The organism is Methylobacterium sp. Leaf466 (assembly GCF_001425565.1).
Taxonomy (GTDB): domain Bacteria; phylum Pseudomonadota; class Alphaproteobacteria; order Rhizobiales; family Beijerinckiaceae; genus Methylobacterium.
The window spans coordinates 159949-178830 of sequence record NZ_LMRC01000033.1; the positions used below are offsets into that span (position 1 = coordinate 159949).

An 18882-nucleotide genomic window follows, 5' to 3' on the forward strand; every position below is an offset into this window, starting at 1 on the left:
CATGACCGGCCTCACCCATCTCGACGCGGCCGGCGCCGCCAACATGGTCGACGTCTCCGACAAGGCAGCCACCGCCCGCACCGCCGTCGCCGCCGGCCACGTGGTGATGCGGCCCGAGACCCTGGCGCTGATCCGCGAGGGCGACGCCAAGAAGGGCGACGTCATCGGCACGGCCCGTCTGGCCGGGATCATGGCCTCGAAGCGCACGCACGAGCTGATCCCGCTCTGCCACCCGCTGCTGCTCTCCAAGGTCCGCGTCGACTGCGAGATCGACGAGGCGCTGCCCGGCGTGCGGGTGACGGCCGAGGTGAAGGTGCAGGGCCCCACCGGCGTCGAGATGGAGGCGCTCACCGCCGTCTCGGTCGCCTGCCTCACGGTCTACGACATGGTGAAGGCGGTGGACCGCGGCATGCGCATCGAGGGCATCCGCCTGCTCGCCAAGGACGGCGGGCGCTCCGGTGCCTTCCGGGCCGAGGACGATGCGGGCATGGGGCCGTGAGCGGCCTGATCCCGGTCGCCGAGGCGCTGGCCCGCATCCTGGGAAACGTGCGCGGCCCGGTGGAGGCCGAAACGCTGCCCATCGCGGCGTGCGCGGGCCGGACCCTGGCGCAGGCGGTGACGGCGACGCGCACGCAACCGCCGTTCCCGGCCTCGGCCATGGACGGCTATGCGGTGCGCAGCGCCGATGTCGCCGCCGTTCCGGCGAGCCTGTGCCGGGTCGGCGTCAGTACGGCCGGGCACGGCTACACCGGCGCCATCGCGGCGGGCGAGACCGTGCGGATCTTCACCGGGGCGCCGGTGCCGGAGGGGGCCGACGCCATCCTTATCCAGGAGAACGCCGACGCGGCGGAGGATCGGATCACCGCGCGGGAGACCGTGGCGGCGGGCCGCTTCATCCGCCCGAGCGGTCTCGACTTCAAGGACGGCGACCGCCTGCTGCACGCCGGGGAGACCCTGAACCCACGCCGCCTCGCGCTGGCGGCCGCGGCCGGGTGCCCGACCCTCGCCGTGCGTCGCCGGCCGCGGGTGGCGATCCTCGCCACCGGTGACGAACTGGTCGCTCCGGGGGCGCCAGCCGCCTGGGACCAGATCGTCGCCTCCAACGGCCTCGCGCTGGCGGCCCTGGTACGGGAGGCGGGCGGCGAGCCGGTCGACCTCGGCATCGCCGGCGACACCCTGGACGCCCTCGAGGGCGCGATCGAGCGGGCGCGGGACGTGCGCGCCGACCTCTTCGTGACGCTGGGCGGGGCATCCGTGGGCGACCACGACCTCGTCCAGTCGGCCCTGCATCGCCAGGGGCTCGAACTCGGGTTCTGGAGGGTGGCGCTGCGGCCGGGCAAGCCGCTGATGCACGGGCGCCTCGGGGACATGATGGTGATCGGCCTGCCGGGCAACCCGGTCTCGGCGATCGTCTGCGGCCTGCTCTTCGTGGTGCCGGCGGTCCGCGCCATGCTGGGCGACCCCACCGCCGGCGCCGACCGGAGCGAGCCGGGCACCCTGGCCACCGACCTGCCCGCCAACGACGGCCGCGCCGACTACATGCGGGCCCGCATCGAGACCGCGTCCGACCGCCTCCCCCTGGTCTTTCCGGAGAACCGCCAGGATTCCTCGATGCTGTCGGTGCTGGGCCAGGCGGAAGCGCTGTTGATCCGTCCCCCCCATGCGCCTGCCGCCGTCAGCGGGGAGCCCTGCCGCATCCTGCGCCTGGACCGGGCGCTCGTCTGACCGCACTCCGGGACGGTCGGCCGAGGTTGGTGTCCCTCACGCCGACCACTGCCAGAAGACCGAACCCGTGAACTCGAACACCTTGTCGCCACGCTGGTTGTGGCCGGTGTTGTGGTGGGTGGCGAGACCCCAGCCGGGGCGCGAGGCGGTGGCGCGGGCCTCGGCCAGGGTGCAGGTGTAGCGGATGGTGTCGCCGGCATAGACCGGCTGCAGCCAGCGCAGGTCGCGAAACCCCGGCGAGGGTCCGAGTTGCGGCACCGGACCACGGGCCTGCGTGAACGCCGCGTCGCGCGCCCGGGTGATGTGGAGGCGCTTCATCCAGGCGGCGGTGGTGTGCCAGCCCGAGGCGCACAGGGCGCCGAAATGGGTGTGCCGCGCCGCCTCGGGGTCGATGTGGAAGGCCTGCGGATCGTAGGCGCGGGCGAAGGCGATGATGTCGGCCTGCGTGAAGACATGGCGCCCGAGATCGCGGGCGTGGCCGACGACGGCATCCTTCAGGAAGTGCAGGATCTCAGCGTCCTCCCCTTCGACCACCGGGACCGGCTCGTCGAGGACGACCCTGCGCGGCGGCAGCGGTTCGCGGCCCCGGCGGGGGAAGATCACCGTGAAGGCCTGGCTCATCACGGTCTCGTCGCGGCCGTTGATGACGGTGAGGCCGAAGCGCACGAAGCCGCGGTCCGGCTTCGAGCCGGAGGTCCGGCAATCCTCGACCTTGATGACGGCGCGCAGGCTGTCGCCGGGCATGACCGGCCGCAGCCAGCGCAGCTGCGCCACCCCCGGCGAACCCATCGAGGTTCCGCCGCGGAAGGCGTGGCGCTGCAGGAGCAGCATGCCAAACCCGGTCGTCTGCCAGCCGGACCCGATCAGGGTGCCGACGAAGGTCGCCTTGGCCGCCTCCTCGTCGAGGTGGAACGGCTGCGGGTCGAACTCCGCCGCGAAGGCAACGAGGTCGTCGCGGGTCACGGTGATCGGGCCACCGTCGATCACCTCGCCGGGGGAGAAATCCTCGAAGGCGATCTCTGTCATGCGGGTCCCTCGTGCCGGCCGCGGCGCCCGGCTCGGCTCATACTATGTCCGGGTGATCACTTCGTGATGCGGACATGGGCTTCGCTCAGGCGCCGCGCGGGCTCGGTGATACGGTTCCCGCTTGATCCAAGCGGAAACCGTATCAGTTGGCGAACCGGAAATGCAGCACGTCGCCGTCCTGGACCACGTACTCCTTGCCCTCGAGCCGGAACTTGCCGGCCTCCTTGGCGCCGCTCTCGCCCTTGAGGGTGGTGTAGTCGGTGAAGGCGATGGTCTCGGCGCGGATGAAGCCCTTCTCGAAGTCCGTATGGATGACGCCGGCCGCGGCGGGGGCGCGGGTGCCCTTCTCGATGGTCCAGGCGCGGGCCTCCTTGGGGCCGACGGTGAAGTAGGTGATGAGGCCCAGAAGCTCGTAGCCGGCGCGGATGACGCGGTTGAGGCCGGGTTCGGTGAGGCCGACCGCCTCGAGGAAGTCGCCCTGGTCGGCCACCGGCATCACCGCGATCTCGCTCTCGATCTTGGCCGAGACCACCACGGCGCGCGCGCCCTCGGCCTTGGCCTGCGCCATCACGGCCTCGGAATAGGCGTTGCCCTTGTCGGCATCGGCCTCGTCGACGTTGCAGACGTAGAGGACGGGCTTGGCGGTCATCAGGCCGAGCGTCTGGAACAGGGCCTCCTCCTCGGGCTTGCGGGGCACGAGGCGGGCCGGCTTGCCCTCGCGCAGGAGCGGCAGGGCGCGGTTGACGAGGTCGAGGGCCTCCTTGGCCTCCTTGTCGGCGCCCTTGGCCTTCTTCTCCAGAGCGAACAGGCGCTTCTCGAGGCTGTCGAGGTCGGCCAGCATCAGCTCGGTCTCGATGGTCTCGATGTCGGCCTTGGGGTCGACCTTGCCCTCGACGTGGGTGACGTCCCCGTCCGTGAAGCAGCGCACCACGTGGGCGATGGCATCGACCTCGCGGATGTTGGCGAGGAACTGGTTGCCGAGCCCCTCGCCCTTGGAGGCGCCGCGCACGAGGCCGGCGATGTCGACGAAGGTGAGCCGGGTCGGGATGATCTCCTTGGAGGAGGCGATCCGGGCGAGGTCGTCGAGGCGCGGGTCGGGCACGCCGACCTCGCCGACGTTGGGCTCGATGGTGCAGAACGGATAGTTCGCCGCCTGCGCGGCGGCCGTCTGCGTCAGCGCGTTGAAGAGGGTCGACTTGCCGACGTTCGGCAGGCCGACGATGCCGCATTTGAAGCCCATGATGTTTCCTAATGTTCGATCGTCAGCATGTCGGGCGCGACCTGGAAAGGGCTCAGGATCGTCGTTCCACGAACCTCGCGCCCGTGTTCGTAATCTTCCGAGAGGAGATAGCGGCACCCGGCGCGAATCGCTGCAGCCAGGACCACGCAATCCCACCATTGAAACCCTGTTTCCTCCCGGATCGACCAAGTGCCCGAGAGCAATTCGAGGTCGGTCGTTCCGCGCGACCATCTTTCCAAAAGGCGCGTCGCGTCGCGGATGTCAGCGAGTCCGCCCGGCACCTTGCCACGGAGGACGACGCTGTGGATTTCGCCCAGGATCTGAGGGCTGATCACCAATACGTCGCGATTCGTCAGGACTGAAAGCCAGTGTCGCGCTCGTGCCTGCTTTTCCGGAAAACGGTCGTCCCGCGCATAAAGAAAGACGTTCGTGTCGACGAACACGCGCTCAGTCATCGTCGTACATGTGATCGCGCGTGGGCGCTCGCCCATTATCGTCGAGAACGTGCCAGGACGGTCCCGATAGAAACTGATCGAGAGCCTCCCGCTGGGTCAACGGCCTGCCGACGCGGTCTTCGACGGCCTCGGCCACGAAACGGGACAGGCTTTTTCCGTCGCGTGCCGCAGCGATACGGGCTCTCTGCAAGAGGGCCTCGCTCATCGTCACGGTCACGTTCTTCATCACGATTCTCCGACGCCCTGCATATCGTGTCCTCGTGTTTTCGTGTCAATCGCGGGCATTGACCTGCTTGACGTCGTCCCAGCCGCGCCCGGACATGGCGAGGTGGACCTTGTTCTGGAAGGCGGCGTCGTCGCCGGACGCGAGCAGCGCGGCGTGGTCGGCGATGGCGCGGCAGAGGTCGTCGACCCAGGCCGCCTCGCCCTTTCCGAAGTCGTTGAGGACGTAGGCGTGGACCAGCGCCTTGTCGCCGGGGTGGCCGATGCCGAGGCGCACCCGGCGGTAATCGTTGCCGCAGAGCGCGGTGATCGAGCGCAGGCCGTTGTGGCCGGCGTTGCCGCCACCGAGCTTGAGCCTGAGCTTGGCGGGGGCGAGGTCGAGTTCGTCGTGCAGGACGATGACGTCGGACAGGGCGATCTTGTGAAACCGTTGCGCCTCGGCGACCGCGCGGCCCGAGTCGTTCATGAAGGTCTGGGGCTTGAGCAGGATCGCGCGCGTGGTGCCGAGGGTCGCCTCGGCGATCTCGCCCTGGAACTTGCGCCGCCACGGGCCGGCACGGTGGACCCGGGCGATCTCGTCGAGGGCGAGGAAACCGATGTTGTGGCGGTTCTTGGCGTAGCGCGGACCGGGGTTGCCGAGGCCGACGATGAGATGCATGGCCGAACGCTCCACGGGCCGGCGGTCAGGCGGCCATCAACGCAAAGATGCCCCGGCCTCGCGGCCGGAGCATCTGTCGAAACGGAACGAGGGCGGGCCGCGATGGACCCGTCGCCTCAATCCTCCTTCTTGGCCTCGTCGGCGGCCTCTTCGGCCTCGGCCTCTTCCTCGGCCTTCTCCTCGGCGGCTTCGGCCGACTGGGCCTCGGCGATCGCAGCCTCCTCGGCCTCGACCTCGGCACCCAGGACCGTCGGCGGCACCACGTTGGCGACCGGCGCCTCGGGCTCGCCGTTGTAGGTGGCGTTGGCGGGCAGCTTCACCGACTCGATGTGGATCGTGTCGCCGATCTGAAGACCGGTGAGGTCGATCTCGATGGCGTCGGGGATGCCGTCGGCCGGGACTTCGAGCGGGATCGTGTGCATCACGATGTTGAGGGTGCCGCCGTTCTGCTTGATGCCGGGGGCCGCGTCCTCGTTGACGAAGTGCACGGGCACCTCGACCTCGAGGGTCTGGCCGGCGACGACGCGCAGGAAGTCGACGTGCAGCGGCACGCCGCTCACCGGGTCGAGCTGGAAGTCGCGCGGGATCGCACGGGTCTTCTTGCCGCCGGCATCGATCTCGAACAGCGTGGTCTTGAAGCCGCCGGCGTAGATCAGGGTGCGAGCCCGGACGAGGTCGATGGCGATGGCCTGGGGAGGCTTGCCGCCACCATAGATGACGGCGGGAACTTGACCCTGGCGACGAACGGCCCGGGCGGCCCCCTTGCCGACCCGGTCGCGTGCCACGGCCTCAAGCGGCTTGACGGCGCTCATGACGTGATCCTCATAAAAATGCGATTGCTAGGGACGGAACGACGAAAGCCGCCCGAAACGGACGGCCCAGCACCGATCCTAATGGATGCGCCCGTGCCTCCAGGGGTGTCTGGCGAGCGCAAGGCGCTGTGTAATCGCTGACGCCGCCCCATGCAACGGCAAGGTGCCGGCCGGGATGGCGCCAATGCCGGCGGTTCCGGCGACCGTCGAGAAACCATCCGCCGCGATTTTCAGGCCCTGGCCGCATCCGGTCGGCCGACATGAGGCAGTTCCTCAACCACGCCGGTCTACGACCGACCCACCTTCATCGAGCCGGACGGCGGGACCGCCGGATCAGCAGCACCCTGCGGCGTCCAGACCGCGCCCACCGGGAAGTCCACCTCATGACGCGACCGATCCTGTGGGCGCTCGGTATCTCCGCGGCCGCCACCCTGTGGGGCGTCGGCCTCGCCGGCCGCCTCGACCAACGGGCGCCGCCGCCGGCTCCGGACGGCGGGCAGGTCATGATGCACACCCCCGCACCGGTGGCCCTGGCGCCGACCACGCTCGTGCTGGAGGCCAATGCGCAGGGGCACTTCTTCACGCAGGTGCAGATCGACGGAAACCGCCTCTCGATGATGGTCGATACCGGGGCGACCCTGTGCGCCTTCTCGCAGGAGGACGCCGAGCGGGCCGGCATCCGTGTCTACGAGCGCGACTTCACCGCCAGGACCCAGACCGCCAACGGCACCGTCGCGGTGGCACCCGTGCGCATCCCGGCCATCCGCATCGGCGCGATCACCGTGCGCGACGTGGAGGCCGTCATCGTGCCGCGGGGCAAGCTCTCCACGAGCCTGCTCGGCATGTCGTTCCTGCGGCGCCTGCCCGACGTCGGCATGGCGCGCGGGCGCCTGACCCTGCGCGGGTGAGGCTCAGGCCGCGCTGCGCCGCTCAGGGTAGAGCGATAGGAGGCCGGCCTCGTCCGCCTGCGCGATGCCGCGCTCGGTGATGATCCCCGTGACCAGGCGCGCCGGCGTCACGTCGAAGGCGGGGTTGGCGACGGGGCTGCCGGGCGACACCACCTCGATGGTGGCGAACCCGCCCTCGGCCAGACGCCCGGTGAGGTGGGAGACCTCGCGGCCGTCGCGCTCCTCGATGGGGATCTCGCGAACCCCGTCCCGCAGCGTCCAGTCGATGGTCGAGAAGGGCAGGGCGGCGTAGAACGGCACGCGGTTGTCGTGGGCGGCGAGCGCCTTCAGATAGGTCCCGATCTTGTTGCAGACGTCGCCGGTGGCGGTGGTCCGGTCCGAGCCGACGATGCAGATGTCGATCCGCCCGTGCTGCATCAGGTGGCCGCCGGCGTTGTCGGCGATGACGGTGTGGGGCACGCCGTGGCCGTTGAGCTCGAACGCGGTGAGCGCGGCACCCTGGTTGCGCGGCCTCGTCTCGTCCACGAAGACATGGACCGGCACGCCGGCCTCGTGGGCCGCGTAGATCGGCGCGAGTGCCGTGCCCCAGTCGACGGTGGCGAGCCAGCCGGCGTTGCAATGGGTCAGCACGTCGACCGGCCGGCCGGTCTTCCGGTGGATGTCGGCCAGGAGCCGCGCGCCGTGCTCGCCGATGGCCCGGCAGCTCTCGACGTCCTCCTCGGCGATGCGGCCGGCCTCGGCGAAGGCCAGGGCGGCACGCTCCGGTTCGGGCGCAGCGCGCAGGAGGGCGGCGACGCGCGCCAGCGCCCAGCGCAGGTTGATCGCGGTGGGGCGGGTCGCCGCGAGGGTGGCCACGGCCCGGTCGATGCCGGCTGCGGTGGCGTCGGCGCGCATCGCCAGCGCCATCCCGTAGGCGGCGGTGACGCCGATGAGGGGAGCGCCGCGCACCACCATGGTGCGGATGGCCACCGCCGCATCGTCCAGGGTCGCCAAGCGCTTCAGTTCGAAGGCGAACGGAAGCCGGGTCTGGTCGATGACCTGGACCGACAGGCCGTCGGCCTCGGGGAGGATGGTGCGGTAGGGGCGACCGTCGATGTTCATGCGCGGGCCTCTCGCACAATCCGCAGCGGACGGCCAGCGGCGATCCCGCCACCCCCGACCCATGGCGGTTTGCAAGGATGCGATTCTCGGCCAAGCTACCCCGGTCGCAGCCGCCCGAATCGGCGGCATCGGGAGCGTCAGATCATGAGCGATCATCTCGCCGACGTGAAGAAATACGCCAAAGGCCCCGTCGACGAGGCGGTGGTGGAGGCGATGGCCAAGACCTACCGGCTGGTCCTATCCAAGCCCGACACGAAGTTCGTCGCCTGTTCGGACCAGGCCGAACTCGACACGGTGCGTGAGAACTTCCTCAAGAAGAAGCTCGGCCTGTCCGGCGACGACCTCGACGCCGCCATCAAGGACGTCTGCGAGACGATGAAGGCCTCGCGCTCGAAGTCGCGGCTGACGTTCTATTATCTGCTGGCCGAGCGTTACGGGAAGCTCGCTACTTTCGCGTGAGGGGATCGGGGACGCATTCGGTCGTTCGGTCAGAACGCCTTTGGAAGCTTCGCTTGTTTGAGGACGCCGTTGGCGGTGTGACGCGATTTGATTGCGTTATCGACGACGACTTTCAGGCCGGTCTCGTCCTGCCGCCAGATCTCATGGTCGCCGCGACCGCTACGCCAGAACGCGAAGCCATTCAGACGCAGCAACTTTTTCAATGCCGGGGTAAAGTCCGTCACGTAGCGCAGGCCTCATAAAGCACTCTGCGTGCGAGGATAGAGCACAATCCTTCTGTGCTGGGCGGGCGCAAACAAGATCACGCCGCCTCGAAGCGAATCCGTTCATGCGCATGGGCGATCAGATCGAGCTCGACCTCGGTCCCGGACGCGAACGCGTCGAGGTCTCGGATCATGATCGGCAATTTGCGACGCAGCGCATCCAACGTCGGAGCTTCCGTCATCAGGCCGGGGATATCGGTCTCCTGGACGAACCATACCCCTGCGTCGCTGTCCCAGGCGCAACGGATAACGGCGTGACGGATCATCGACATGGTCTCCGGACTGACCTGCACGTTCGCCCGGCGGGCTCCTCGAGACAAGGTACTTAAAAGCTCACCGCCCGCACCCGCTTCACCTGCGGGATCGCCGCGATCTCGGCCATCACGGACTCCGAGATCGGCGCGTCGATGGCGCAGAAGCAGATGGCGTTGCCGCCCTCCTCCTCGCGGCCGAGGCTGAAGGTGGCGACGTTGACGTTCGCTTCACCGAGCACGCTACCCAGCCGGCCGATGAAGCCCGGCTTGTCGTGGTTGCGCACGTAGAGCATGTGCGGCGCGAAGGCGGCGTCGATGGGGATCGAGCGGATCTCGATGATCCGCGGCTTGCCGTCGTGGAAGACGGTGCCGGCGGCGTCGCGCGGCATGTCCTCTGCGTCCACCGTGATGCGCACGACCGATTCGTAGTCGCTGACCGCACCCTCGCGCTTGACTTCCTCCACCACGATGCCGCGCTCGCGGGCCACGATGGGGGCCGAGACCATGTTGATGTCGGCCAGGAACGGCCGCAGGACGCCGGTCACCGCCGCCGAGGTCAGGGCGCGGGTGTTCATGGAGGCCACCGCCCCCTCGTAGGTGATGCGGATGCCCTTGATCGGCGCCTCGGTGAGCTGGCCGAGGAACGAACCGAGCCTGTCGGCCAGCGCCACGAACGGCTTGAGCCGGGGCGCCTCGTCGGCGGTGATCGAGGGGAAGTTGATGGCGTTGGTGATGGCGCCCTGGAGCAGGTAGTCGGCCATCTGCTCGGCCACCTGAAGCGCCACGTTCTCCTGCGCCTCGCTGGTGGCCGCACCGAGATGCGGCGTGCAGATCATATTCGGGTGCCCGAACAGCGGGTTTTCCGTCGCCGGCTCCTCCACGAAGACGTCGAAGGCCGCCCCCGCCACGTGGCCGGAGTCGAGGGCGGCGCGCAGGGCGACCTCGTCCACGAGCCCGCCGCGGGCACAATTGACGATCCGCACGCCGGGCTTGGTCCTGGCCAGGCTCTCGGAGGAGAGGATGTTGCGGGTCTTCTCGGTCATCGGCACGTGCAGGGTGATGACGTCGGCCCGCGCCAGGAGCACGTCGAGGTCGACCTTCTCGACGCCGATCTCGATCGCCCGCTCGGGCGACAGGTAAGGATCGTAGGCGACGACCTTGAGCTTGAGGCCGATGGCCCGGTCGGCGACGATGGCGCCGATGTTGCCGCAGCCGATGATGCCGAGGGTCTTGCCCGTCAGCTCGACGCCCATGAACCGGTTCTTCTCCCACCTGCCGGCCTGGGTCGAGAGGTCGGCCTGCGGGATCTGGCGGGCGAGCGCGAACATCATCGCGATGGCGTGTTCGGCGGTGGTGATCGAATTGCCGAAGGGCGTGTTCATCACGATGACGCCGCGGGCGGTGGCGGCCGGCACGTCGACGTTGTCGACGCCGATCCCGGCCCGGCCGATCACCCGGAGGCGGCCGGCCCGGTCCAGCACCTTCTGCGTCACCTTGGTGGCGGACCGGATCGCCAGCCCGTCATAATCGCCGATGATGGCCGCGAAGGCGTCCTTGTCCTTGCCGAGCTCGGGGCGGAAATCGACGTCGATGCCCCGGTCGCGAAAGATCTGCACGGCGGCATCGGACAGGGCGTCGGAGATCAGGACCTTGGGAGCGGGCATCGGTGTCTCCGGCTCGGGTGGATAGGCGCGGGGCCTGTCGCTCCGCCGAGGGGAGACGGCGCGCTCCCTCTCGTGGCGCCGTCCTCGGCGAGGGGACGCGCGCTTTCATAGCCACAGAGCCACCCTGCGCAAACCCGCTCCCACCGGACAATTCCGCCGGTCTGACAGGAAACCTCGGCGGGGCGGCGACCGCCGCGATCCCGCGCAGGCATCCGGTCTCATACCATTTCGATTGTTCACTTCGTGATGCGGAAATGGGCTTCGCTCAGGCGCCGCGCGGGCTCGGTGATACGGTTCCTGCTCGATTCAAGCGGAACCCGTATCAATAGGCATTGCGATACGCCCGCGGCGACACCACCGTGCGCACCATGATCTGGATGTCGAGCCAGACCGACCAGTTGTCGATGTAATGCAGGTCGTGGGCGACCCGCCGCTCCATGTCGAGGTCGGTCAGCGTCTCGCCGCGCAGGCCGTGGACCTGCGCCCAGCCGGTGATGCCGGGCTTCACGTTGTGGCGGCGGGCGTAGAGGGCGATCCGGCGCTCGAAGCTGCGGTCGTGGGCCAGGGCGTGCGGGCGGGGGCCGACCAGGGACATCTCGCCCAGCACCACGTTGAAGAGCTGGGGCAGCTCGTCGATGTTGGAGCGCCGCAACACGGCGCCGACCCGGGTGATCCGGCTGTCGTTGCGCGAGGCCTGCCGGAACACCGCGCTGCGCTCGGTCTTCATGCTGCGGAACTTGTAGACCCCGAAGGCCTGCTGGTTGAACCCGTAGCGGCGCTGGCGGAAGAACACCGGCCCCGGGCTGTCGAGCTTGATCAGGATCGCCACCGCCACGAACAGCGGCGCCAGCATCACCAGGGCGAGGAGCGACAGGCCGATGTCCATCGCCCGCTTGACGAAGATCTCTCCGGCCTGGAGCGGTTTGCGTCCGACCCGGATGCCGGAGAGCTGGCCGATCCGCCCGACCTGGAGATCGGGAAAGCGGTCCATGATCGAGCCGGGGCGCAGGTGCAGGGTGGCCGGCACGCGCAGGAAGGCGTCGACGCAGCGTTCCACGTCCGCCGTGTCGGTCCACGGCACCAGGATGAACACGTCGTCGGGCTGGAGGAAGCGGATCACCGAGACGGCGAGGTCGAGATCCTCCGCGACCTGCGTCCGACGCGCGGCCTCGTCGGCCTCGGGCGCCACCCGGCGCAGATAGCTCGTCCCGATGATCCGTAGGCCGAGGGCATCGGCGTCCTTGCCGTCGTAGAACCGCGCGATGTCCTCCTCGTAGCCGACGAGGTGGACCCGGCTGATCGAGGCCGATGCGGAGGTGATGCCGTGGCGCAGCAGCCGGACCATCCCGAACCGGACGACGAGCATCGCCGGCAGGCCGGCCACGAAGATGCCCGCGGTCACCGCCCGCGAGAGATCGTTCGAGGTCTTGGTGGCGAAGCCGACGACGAGGGTCAGCGCCCAGGCCGCCAGCCACAGGGTAGCCGTGCGGCGCAGGTGGGGACGCTGCGCGATCTGCGCCTCGATGCCGTAGTCCTCGCGCACGATGTTGGTGGTGAGGATGATCAGGGCCAGCAGGCCGGAGATGTGCAGCCAGGTGCCGGTGCCCGCCGGCATGAAGATCCGGGCGGTGGCGAAGCAATACGCGATGTCGACGGCATAGGCCGTGCCGACGATGACCAGGAGATCGGTCATCGCCACGGCCCCGGAGATCCCGACGCGGAAGGCGGCACGGTTGCGACGCGGCAGAAGCGAGGCCCACACGTCGCGGCGGCGCGCGCCGAGGGAGGGCAGCCGGTGATAGACCTTCGGGGGCGGTTCCTGGAGCATGGTGGTGCTGTGTACCGTCTTGGGCCGGGAATTGTTTCAAAATGACCGATCGATCCACACGATCGTCACCTGCCATCTGTCCTGCGCAATTCCCGCACCCCCGAAAACGAGACGGCGCCCGCTCTCCGGGAGCGGACGCCGTAGCAGACGGGTCGCGACCCGGCCCATGAAGGGGGTCGGGATGTCCCGGTTCGATCGGCCGCCCGTGGCCGGCCCGTCCTCGTTCAGGCGGCCGCGTCGGACGCCGATTGGCCGAGCGTCTGGACCGCCTCGAAACCCTCGAACTGCGGGTGCCCGACGTAGAGCGGCTTGGTGGTGGGGACCCGGCTGTGGGCCTTGCGGAACTGCTCGGAGCGGGTCCAGGCCTCGAAGTCGGACTTCGAGCGCCAGATCGTATGGGAGGCGTAGAGGATGTGGTCCTCGTGCTCGGGCCCCTTGAGCAACTGAAACTCGACGAACCCCGCCATCTCCCCGAGGTGACTGTCGCGGCCGAGCCAGACCTGCTCGAAGTCTGCGGCCGATTCCTTGACGACCTTGAAGCGATTCATGGCGATGAACATCGGAATTTCTCTCCTGGGTTGGGTCTGCGGCCACGGTAGGGCGAAGCGACGCGGACCGAAACACGACGCGTCGCCGCTGGTGGATGTGGCATGATGTCGACCCAGAGATACCGGAGAGCTTATAAGGATGACTACGGCGACGACTGTCGATGATTGTTGAAGGTCTTCATTTACCAGGCAGAGCATTGCCGTCCCTGCGCCCGTCTTTCGAGGATTCCCCGGTGGGGCGCACTTGCCATAGGTTGGTCGTTCGTGGTCAAGCTCGGGTGCGTGATACTTGCGGATGGCGAGGCAATGCGCCCTAGGCGATTGCTATCGCGCTCCAATACGTTATCCAAAGCCGGTGTGGTGTCGAGAATCCTGCGCCCGAGCCGTCCCGGTGGATCATGACCGGCGGACGGCTCCAGGATCGGCAGCGCGATCAAGGATGGACGCCCGCTCAACGAGGTCCGGGGCGGCGTACAGCGTAACAGTCGGACTGAGCCGAGTGACGATGCCTAAACAGACCACGGACGTCGACCGACTGGTTGGATTGCGGATCACCGCGCTGCGTAAGGCGCGCGGTTTGAGCCAGACGGCCCTGGGCACGGCCGTCGGCGTGACGTTCCAGCAGGTCCAGAAGTACGAGAAGGGCCAGAACCGCGTCGGAGCCGGTCGCCTGCGCGAGATCGCCCGCCTGCTGGAGGTTCCGGTCACGGCCTTCTTCGAGGACGAGGAGGGCGGCAGCCAGAACGACGCCTTCGGTTTCCTCGGGACCCAGGGCGCGATCGAGCTGCTTCGGGCCTATGCCCTGATCGAGGACGACCAGCTGCGCCGCGACGTGCTCGCCTTGGTGAGGACCGCGTCGAAGATGGGCAAGCAGCCCGCCGCCACCGCGGCCGCGGTGCCCGTGGCCGTCCCCGCCGTCGTGGCCGCCGCGTCGCAGGCACCCGCTCCGGAACCCGACGCCGTCGCCTGAGCCGCCCGGCCTTCGCCGACGTGTGCTGACTTCAGCCATTCCTGGGATCGAGGCCCGCCTCGGTGCCGCTGCCGCGACGACGCGGCCCAGAGAATGCGACGGCTTGCGCCCTCGTCCGGTCCGGCGGGGTCCTACCCCGAGATCAGGTGGAAGAAGCTGCCGGTGACATGGCCGTCGCGGTGGCCCGCCAGTCCGCGGGGAACGCCCTCCGCATCGGTGGCCTCGGCGAGGGCGATTTCGCGCGCGGGAGCGTCGGTCAGCTCGCTCGCATAGTGGAACTCGTGCCCCACAAGCCGGGCCCCGGCCTCCCCGAGAACGCAACCGGCCACCAGCGTCGCGACGCGGTAGCCGAGGTGCAGCCGCCTCGCGCGGTAGGAGGTCTCCACCGGCAGGAGCCCGGCCATGGGGTGGGTGATACCCTCGGCATCCTCCAGGCTGCGGCCGAGCACCATGTAGCCGCCGCACTCGCCGTGAACCGGCTTGTCCTTCGCGAACGCACGCAGCCCGTCGAGGAAGCCCTGCGCCGTGGCCAGGGTGCAGGCGTGGAGTTCGGGATAGCCCCCCGGCAGCCAGCAGGCGTCGCAATCCGAACCGGGCGCCTCGTCGGCCAGCGGCGAGAACGCCACGAGTTCGGCCCCGGCGCGGCGCCATCCGATCTCCAGGTGCGGATACAGGAACGAGAACGCCGCGTCCGATGCCACCGCGATGCGCTGGCCCGGTGGACGGGGCAGGGCGGTCGGGCCGCCCGGCAGTCCGGTGGAGGCCGCCGCCGCCAGGACGGCGTCGAGGTCGATGCCGGCCTCCGCCAGATCCGCGAGGCGGTCGAGGCGGGCGTCGAGGTCGCCGGTCTCGCGGGCCTGGACGAGGCCGAGGTGGCGCTCGGGCAGGCTGAGGCCGGCATCGCGCATCAGGGCCCCCAGCACCGGCATCCCGATCCGGCTCAGGCCGGCTTCCACCAGGCGGCGGTGCCGGGCGCTGGCGACCTTGTTGAGGATGACGCCGGCGATGCGGATGCGGGGGTCGTAGGCGGCGCAGCCGAGCGCCACCGCGGCGGCCGATTGCGCCGAACCCGAGACGTCGAGCACCAGGATCACCGGCCAGCCGTAGCGGGCGGCGATGTCGGCGTTGGCGCCGGTGACGCCCTCCTGCGCCACGATCCCGTCGAACAGGCCCATGGAGCCTTCCGCGACCACGAGGTCGGCGTCGGTCATGGCGAGATCCGCGACGCCGTCGAGGAGCGCGTCCGGCATCGCGAAGCTGTCGAGGTTGACGCTGGGCGCCCCCGTCGCGGCCTGGTGGAAGGCGGGATCGATGTAGTCCGGCCCGCATTTGGCGCCCTGGACCCGCAGGCCGCGCCGTCGCAACGCGCGCATCAACGCGAGGGTGACGGTGGTCTTGCCCGAACTCGAACGGGGGGCGGCGACGAGGAGGCCGGGGGTCATATCGCCAAGCCTTCCGGGTTGGTGGCGGTGGGCCGGAACCGCCGGTCGTAATCGGCCGCGTAGAGCGCGCTCTCGCGAAACCCGTCGGCGGCGAGCGCCGGCCCCACCAGGATCAGCGCCGTGCGCTCGAGACCGGCCGCCGCGACCTGCGCGGCGATGGTGGCGAGCGTGCCCGTCAGGACGCGCTCGTCCGGCCAGGTGGCCCGGAACACCACCGCGACCGGGCCGTCGGCGCCGTAGAAGGGCGTCAATTCGGCGACGACCCTGTCGATGACGTGGATCGAGAGATGCAGCGCCAGGGTGGCGCCGGTGGCAGCGTAGGCGGCGAGTTGTTCGCGCTCGGGCATGGCGCTCGCCCGCCCGGAGGTGCGCGTCAGCACCACGGTCTGGGCCACCCCCGGCACGGTCAGTTCGCGCCGCAGGATCGCTGCGGCGGCGGCGAATGAGGGCACCCCCGGCGTCACCGTATAGGGGATACCGAGGCGGTCGAGGCGCCGGGTCTGTTCGGCGAGCGCGCTCCAGATCGAGAGGTCGCCCGAATGCAGCCGCGCCACGTCCTGCCCGGCCGCGTGGGCGGCGGTGCATTCGGCCATGATCGCGTCGAGGTCGAGGGGCGCGGTGTCGACGATGCGCGCCCCCGGCGGGCACCAGCCGAGGATCTCGGGCGCCACCAGGGAGCCGGCGTGGAGGCAGACGGGGCAGCGGGCGATGAGGTCGCGCCCGCGCACGGTCACGAGGTCGGCCGCACCCGGCCCGGCGCCGATGAAATGGATGGTCATGGCGACGGGCTTTGCCCCGAAACCGGCACCGACGCCAGGGCGCACGTCGCCCCGGCGCCGACCATGCGCGCCACCACGAGCCGCCCGCCCGCGCCGGCGGCCGCCAGGGCGGCGGCTTCCGCCACCGACCCGACCCCTCGGCTCGCCGCGATCCTGGCGGAGCGGGTCGGCACCCGGTCGTCGACCGCGATGAGGTCGGCCGGCGCGATGGCAACGAGGGCGACGCCGAGCAGGCGGGCGGCCCGCACGACGGCGGGTTCGCCGGCCCGGTCGCTCGCGGTGGCCAAAGCACGAAGATCGCCGGGATCGGCGCCGGCCGCCTCCAGGGCGGCGCGGACGAGCGCCGCGATCTCCTTGGGTTGCGTCGCGTGGCGGAAGCCGACGCCTGCGACGAGGTGTGTCACCGCTTGGTCCAGGCCCATTGCGTCACCGGCATCGCGCTGCGCCAGCCGTGCATGCCGCCGACCGGATCGGCCCGGGCCACCGACAGCCGGCGCAGGCTTCCGCCCTCCTGCGCGAAGGCCGCGAGCAGGGCGGCTTCTCCCTCCAGGGTGACGGCGTTGGCCACCAGCCGCCCGCCGGGACGCAGGGCCTTCAGGCACGCCGCCAGGATCGCCGGATCGGAGACGCCGCCGCCGATGAAGATCGCGTCCGGCTCGGGCAGACCCGCCAGCGCGGCCGGGGCGCTGCCCGCGACGATGGCGATGTCGGGCACACCGAGGCGGTCGGCATTGCGCCGGATGCGCGCGGCCCGCTCCGCCCTGGCCTCGACGGCGAAGGCGTGGTTGGCGGGATGGCGCAGGCACCATTCGATGGCGACCGAGCCCGCCCCGGCGCCGACGTCCCACAACACCTGTCCGGCGGCCGGCCGCAGGGCCGAGAGCGTCACCGCCCGGATCTCGGACTTGGTGAGCTGCCCGTCGTTCTCGAACCAGGCGTCGTCGAGGCCGGGGCTCAAGGTGACCACCTGCGCCCGCGCGGACCCCACGACCGCAATGGCGACGGTGTTGAGCGGATCGATATCGGCAATCGCGAAGCGGGCGGCGGGCGCGGTGCGGATCCGCTCGCGCGGGCCGCCCATCGCTTCGAGCACGGTGATGGGGGAATCGCCGAACCCGCGTTCGGCGAGGAGCGCGGCGACGCTGGCCGCCGTGGTCCCGTCCCAGGCCAGCACGAGCAGTCGGGCGCCCGGCTGCAGGGCGGGCACGATCCGCGGCAGCGACCGGCCGTGCAGGGTGAGGCAGGTGCACTCCGCCAGCGGCCAGCCGAGGCGGGCGCAGGCGAGGCTGAAGGCGGAGGGCTGGGGGTAGGCGGCGATCTCGGACGGAGCGACCAGCCGCGCGATCTCGGCGCCGATGCCGTAGTGGAACGGATCGCCGGTGGCGAGCAGGCAGGTCGGCCGGCCGCGCCGCGCCAGAATCTCGGGGTAGGCGTCGGTGATCGGCCGTGGCCACGGCCGTCCCTCGCCGGTCAGCGGCGCGGCGAGATCGAGGTGGCGCGTCCCGCCGTAGACGACCTCGGCCCGATCGAGGGCGGCGCGGGCGGCGGGGTGGAGGCCGGCGTGGCCGTCCTCGCCGATCCCGACGATGGCGAGCCAGGGGCCGACGCTCGACAGCGGTTCATGGGTCATGGAACAAGGCCCGCATGCGTATCCTCATCCTCGGCGGCACCGGCGAGGCGAGCGCCCTGGTGGCCGGGCTCGCGGGCACCGTGCACGCCGTCACCCTGTCCCTGGCCGGCCGCACGACGGCGCCCAGGGTCGAGCCCGTGCGCACCCGCGTCGGCGGGTTCGGCGGCGCCGAGGGCCTGGCGGCCTGGCTGCGGGCGGAGGCCACCGATCTCCTGGTCGACGCGACCCATCCCTTCGCCGCCCGCATCGGCGTGAACGCGGCCGTGGCCGCCCAGAGCGTGGGCATCAAGATCCTGGCCGTCCGGCGGCCGCCCTGGCCGCGACGGCCCGGCGACCTCTGGACCGAGGTGGCGAGCGTGGCCGATTGCGTTGCGGCCCTGGGGCCGGTGCCGCGCCGGGTGTTCGTCACCGTCGGCCGCCTCGAACTGCCGGTCTTCGCCGCGGCCCCCCAGCACGACTACGTGGTGCGCACCATCGAGCCGGTGGGCGACGCCCTGCCGGTGCCGCGCCTCACCACCATCGCCGCCCGTGGCCCGTTCGCACAGGCCGACGAGGCGCGGTTCATGCGCGAGGCGGCCATCGAGGTGCTGGTGACCAAGAACTCCGGCGGCGAGGCCACCTACGGCAAGGTCGCCGCGGCGCGGGCGCTGGCTGTTCCGGTGGTGATCGTCCGCCAGCCCGAGAAGCCGGAGGTGGCGCGGGTTGCGGATGCGGCGCAGGCTCTGGCGTGGATCGAAGCTTTTTCGACGCGATGAACGCGCCGCATCGCGCGTGCGAAACCCATCCCCCCCTGCGGGGGAGGGTGCCTTGCGGATGCGCTGCGGGAGGGGGGCAAGCGACCTCCCCGAACGAACCTGAGCCTTCCTCTCCCGACCCTCGCTGACGGGAGGGCCACCTT

General features: G+C 70.4%; 22 protein-coding genes. 6 read left to right on the forward strand and 16 right to left on the reverse strand.

Features of this window, described 5'->3' with window-relative positions:
- The first annotated feature begins 1 nt into the window (after position 1).
- Both moaC and glp read left to right on the forward strand, forming a co-directional pair.
- Positions 2-499, forward strand: coding sequence for a cyclic pyranopterin monophosphate synthase MoaC (gene moaC / locus ASG59_RS15755; protein ID WP_055878816.1), 498 nt, complete (start codon positions 2-4; stop codon positions 497-499).
- Positions 496-1725: a gephyrin-like molybdotransferase Glp gene (gene glp, locus ASG59_RS15760; protein ID WP_056409974.1), complete on the forward strand. Its 1230-nt coding sequence runs from the start codon at positions 496-498 to the stop codon at positions 1723-1725. Before moaC ends, glp begins: the two co-directional genes overlap by 4 nt.
- 36 nt (positions 1726-1761) lie before the next feature.
- On the opposite strand, the gene ASG59_RS15765 is transcribed toward glp, so the two are convergent.
- From ASG59_RS15765 to ASG59_RS15790, 6 genes are all read right to left on the reverse strand, one after another.
- The gene (locus ASG59_RS15765) at positions 1762-2751 is read right to left on the reverse strand and encodes a MaoC family dehydratase (protein ID WP_056409977.1); all 990 of its coding nucleotides are present in this window, start codon (positions 2749-2751) and stop codon (positions 1762-1764) included.
- Between the two features lie 142 nt (positions 2752-2893).
- Positions 2894-3991: a redox-regulated ATPase YchF gene (gene ychF / locus ASG59_RS15770; protein ID WP_055878804.1), complete on the reverse strand. Its 1098-nt coding sequence runs from the start codon at positions 3989-3991 to the stop codon at positions 2894-2896.
- A gap of 8 nt (positions 3992-3999) precedes the next feature.
- A complete protein-coding gene (locus ASG59_RS15775; protein WP_162245465.1) occupies positions 4000-4434 on the reverse strand; it encodes a PIN domain-containing protein in 435 nt (144 codons plus the stop codon).
- 4 nt (positions 4435-4438) lie between these two features.
- Entirely contained in the window at positions 4439-4672 is a 234-nt protein-coding gene (locus tag ASG59_RS15780; protein ID WP_056409983.1) for a hypothetical protein, read from the reverse strand.
- A 45-nt stretch (positions 4673-4717) separates the two neighbouring features.
- Positions 4718-5326, reverse strand: a complete 609-nt coding sequence (gene pth / locus ASG59_RS15785) for an aminoacyl-tRNA hydrolase (protein WP_055878793.1) — start codon at positions 5324-5326, stop codon at positions 4718-4720.
- A 116-nt stretch (positions 5327-5442) separates the two neighbouring features.
- Positions 5443-6138: a 50S ribosomal protein L25/general stress protein Ctc gene (locus ASG59_RS15790; protein ID WP_055878790.1), complete on the reverse strand. Its 696-nt coding sequence runs from the start codon at positions 6136-6138 to the stop codon at positions 5443-5445.
- Between the two features lie 383 nt (positions 6139-6521).
- Here ASG59_RS15790 and ASG59_RS15795 point away from each other — a divergent pair, with 383 nt between their 5' ends.
- Entirely contained in the window at positions 6522-7046 is a 525-nt protein-coding gene (locus tag ASG59_RS15795) for a TIGR02281 family clan AA aspartic protease (RefSeq protein WP_056409984.1), read from the forward strand.
- Positions 7047-7049: 3 nt separating this feature from the next.
- On the opposite strand, the gene mtnA is transcribed toward ASG59_RS15795, so the two are convergent.
- Positions 7050-8147 carry an S-methyl-5-thioribose-1-phosphate isomerase gene (gene mtnA, locus ASG59_RS15800; RefSeq protein WP_055878785.1) on the reverse strand — a complete coding sequence of 366 codons (1098 nt, stop codon included), beginning with the start codon at positions 8145-8147 and terminating at the stop codon, positions 7050-7052.
- 144 nt (positions 8148-8291) lie between these two features.
- On the opposite strand from mtnA, the gene ASG59_RS15805 reads away from it, so the two are divergent.
- Positions 8292-8606: a DUF2853 family protein gene (locus ASG59_RS15805; RefSeq protein ID WP_055878782.1), complete on the forward strand. Its 315-nt coding sequence runs from the start codon at positions 8292-8294 to the stop codon at positions 8604-8606.
- A gap of 29 nt (positions 8607-8635) precedes the next feature.
- Here the strand turns inward: ASG59_RS15805 and ASG59_RS15810 are convergent, their stop codons facing one another.
- From ASG59_RS15810 to ASG59_RS15830, 5 genes are all read right to left on the reverse strand, one after another.
- Positions 8636-8830, reverse strand: a complete 195-nt coding sequence (locus ASG59_RS15810) for a type II toxin-antitoxin system HicA family toxin (RefSeq protein ID WP_055878780.1) — start codon at positions 8828-8830, stop codon at positions 8636-8638.
- Between the two features lie 77 nt (positions 8831-8907).
- Positions 8908-9135 carry a DUF1902 domain-containing protein gene (locus ASG59_RS15815; protein WP_056410093.1) on the reverse strand — a complete coding sequence of 76 codons (228 nt, stop codon included), beginning with the start codon at positions 9133-9135 and terminating at the stop codon, positions 8908-8910.
- A gap of 59 nt (positions 9136-9194) precedes the next feature.
- Complete coding sequence (gene serA, locus ASG59_RS15820; RefSeq protein ID WP_056409990.1) at positions 9195-10787, reverse strand: phosphoglycerate dehydrogenase; 1593 nt, start codon at positions 10785-10787, stop codon at positions 9195-9197.
- 322 nt (positions 10788-11109) lie between these two features.
- On the reverse strand, positions 11110-12615 hold the full coding sequence (locus tag ASG59_RS15825) for an exopolysaccharide biosynthesis polyprenyl glycosylphosphotransferase (RefSeq protein WP_055878775.1): 1506 nt from the start codon (positions 12613-12615) through the stop codon (positions 11110-11112).
- Positions 12616-12839: 224 nt separating this feature from the next.
- On the reverse strand, positions 12840-13175 hold the full coding sequence (locus ASG59_RS15830; RefSeq protein WP_055878772.1) for an antibiotic biosynthesis monooxygenase: 336 nt from the start codon (positions 13173-13175) through the stop codon (positions 12840-12842).
- A gap of 493 nt (positions 13176-13668) precedes the next feature.
- On the opposite strand from ASG59_RS15830, the gene ASG59_RS15835 reads away from it, so the two are divergent.
- Positions 13669-14133, forward strand: a complete 465-nt coding sequence (locus ASG59_RS15835) for a helix-turn-helix transcriptional regulator (RefSeq protein ID WP_082528797.1) — start codon at positions 13669-13671, stop codon at positions 14131-14133.
- 131 nt (positions 14134-14264) lie between these two features.
- On the opposite strand, the gene ASG59_RS15840 is transcribed toward ASG59_RS15835, so the two are convergent.
- From ASG59_RS15840 to ASG59_RS15855, 4 genes are read right to left on the reverse strand one after another with little or no spacing between them, the layout of a single operon-like run.
- Complete coding sequence (locus ASG59_RS15840; RefSeq protein ID WP_056409994.1) at positions 14265-15575, reverse strand: cobyrinate a,c-diamide synthase; 1311 nt, start codon at positions 15573-15575, stop codon at positions 14265-14267.
- Positions 15572-16354 (reverse strand): precorrin-4 C(11)-methyltransferase, encoded by a 783-nt coding sequence (gene cobM, locus ASG59_RS15845; protein WP_056409997.1) that lies wholly within the window; start codon positions 16352-16354, stop codon positions 15572-15574. Before cobM ends, ASG59_RS15840 begins: the two co-directional genes overlap by 4 nt.
- The gene (locus ASG59_RS15850; protein ID WP_056280208.1) at positions 16351-16776 is read right to left on the reverse strand and encodes a cobalamin biosynthesis protein; all 426 of its coding nucleotides are present in this window, start codon (positions 16774-16776) and stop codon (positions 16351-16353) included. The genes cobM and ASG59_RS15850 overlap by 4 nt, the downstream gene beginning before the upstream one ends.
- On the reverse strand, positions 16755-17984 hold the full coding sequence (locus ASG59_RS15855; protein ID WP_056280205.1) for a bifunctional cobalt-precorrin-7 (C(5))-methyltransferase/cobalt-precorrin-6B (C(15))-methyltransferase: 1230 nt from the start codon (positions 17982-17984) through the stop codon (positions 16755-16757). Before ASG59_RS15855 ends, ASG59_RS15850 begins: the two co-directional genes overlap by 22 nt.
- Positions 17985-17998: 14 nt before the next feature.
- On the opposite strand from ASG59_RS15855, the gene ASG59_RS15860 reads away from it, so the two are divergent.
- Positions 17999-18739, forward strand: a complete 741-nt coding sequence (locus tag ASG59_RS15860; RefSeq protein ID WP_056280202.1) for a cobalt-precorrin-6A reductase — start codon at positions 17999-18001, stop codon at positions 18737-18739.
- The last annotated feature ends 143 nt before the right edge of the window (positions 18740-18882 follow it).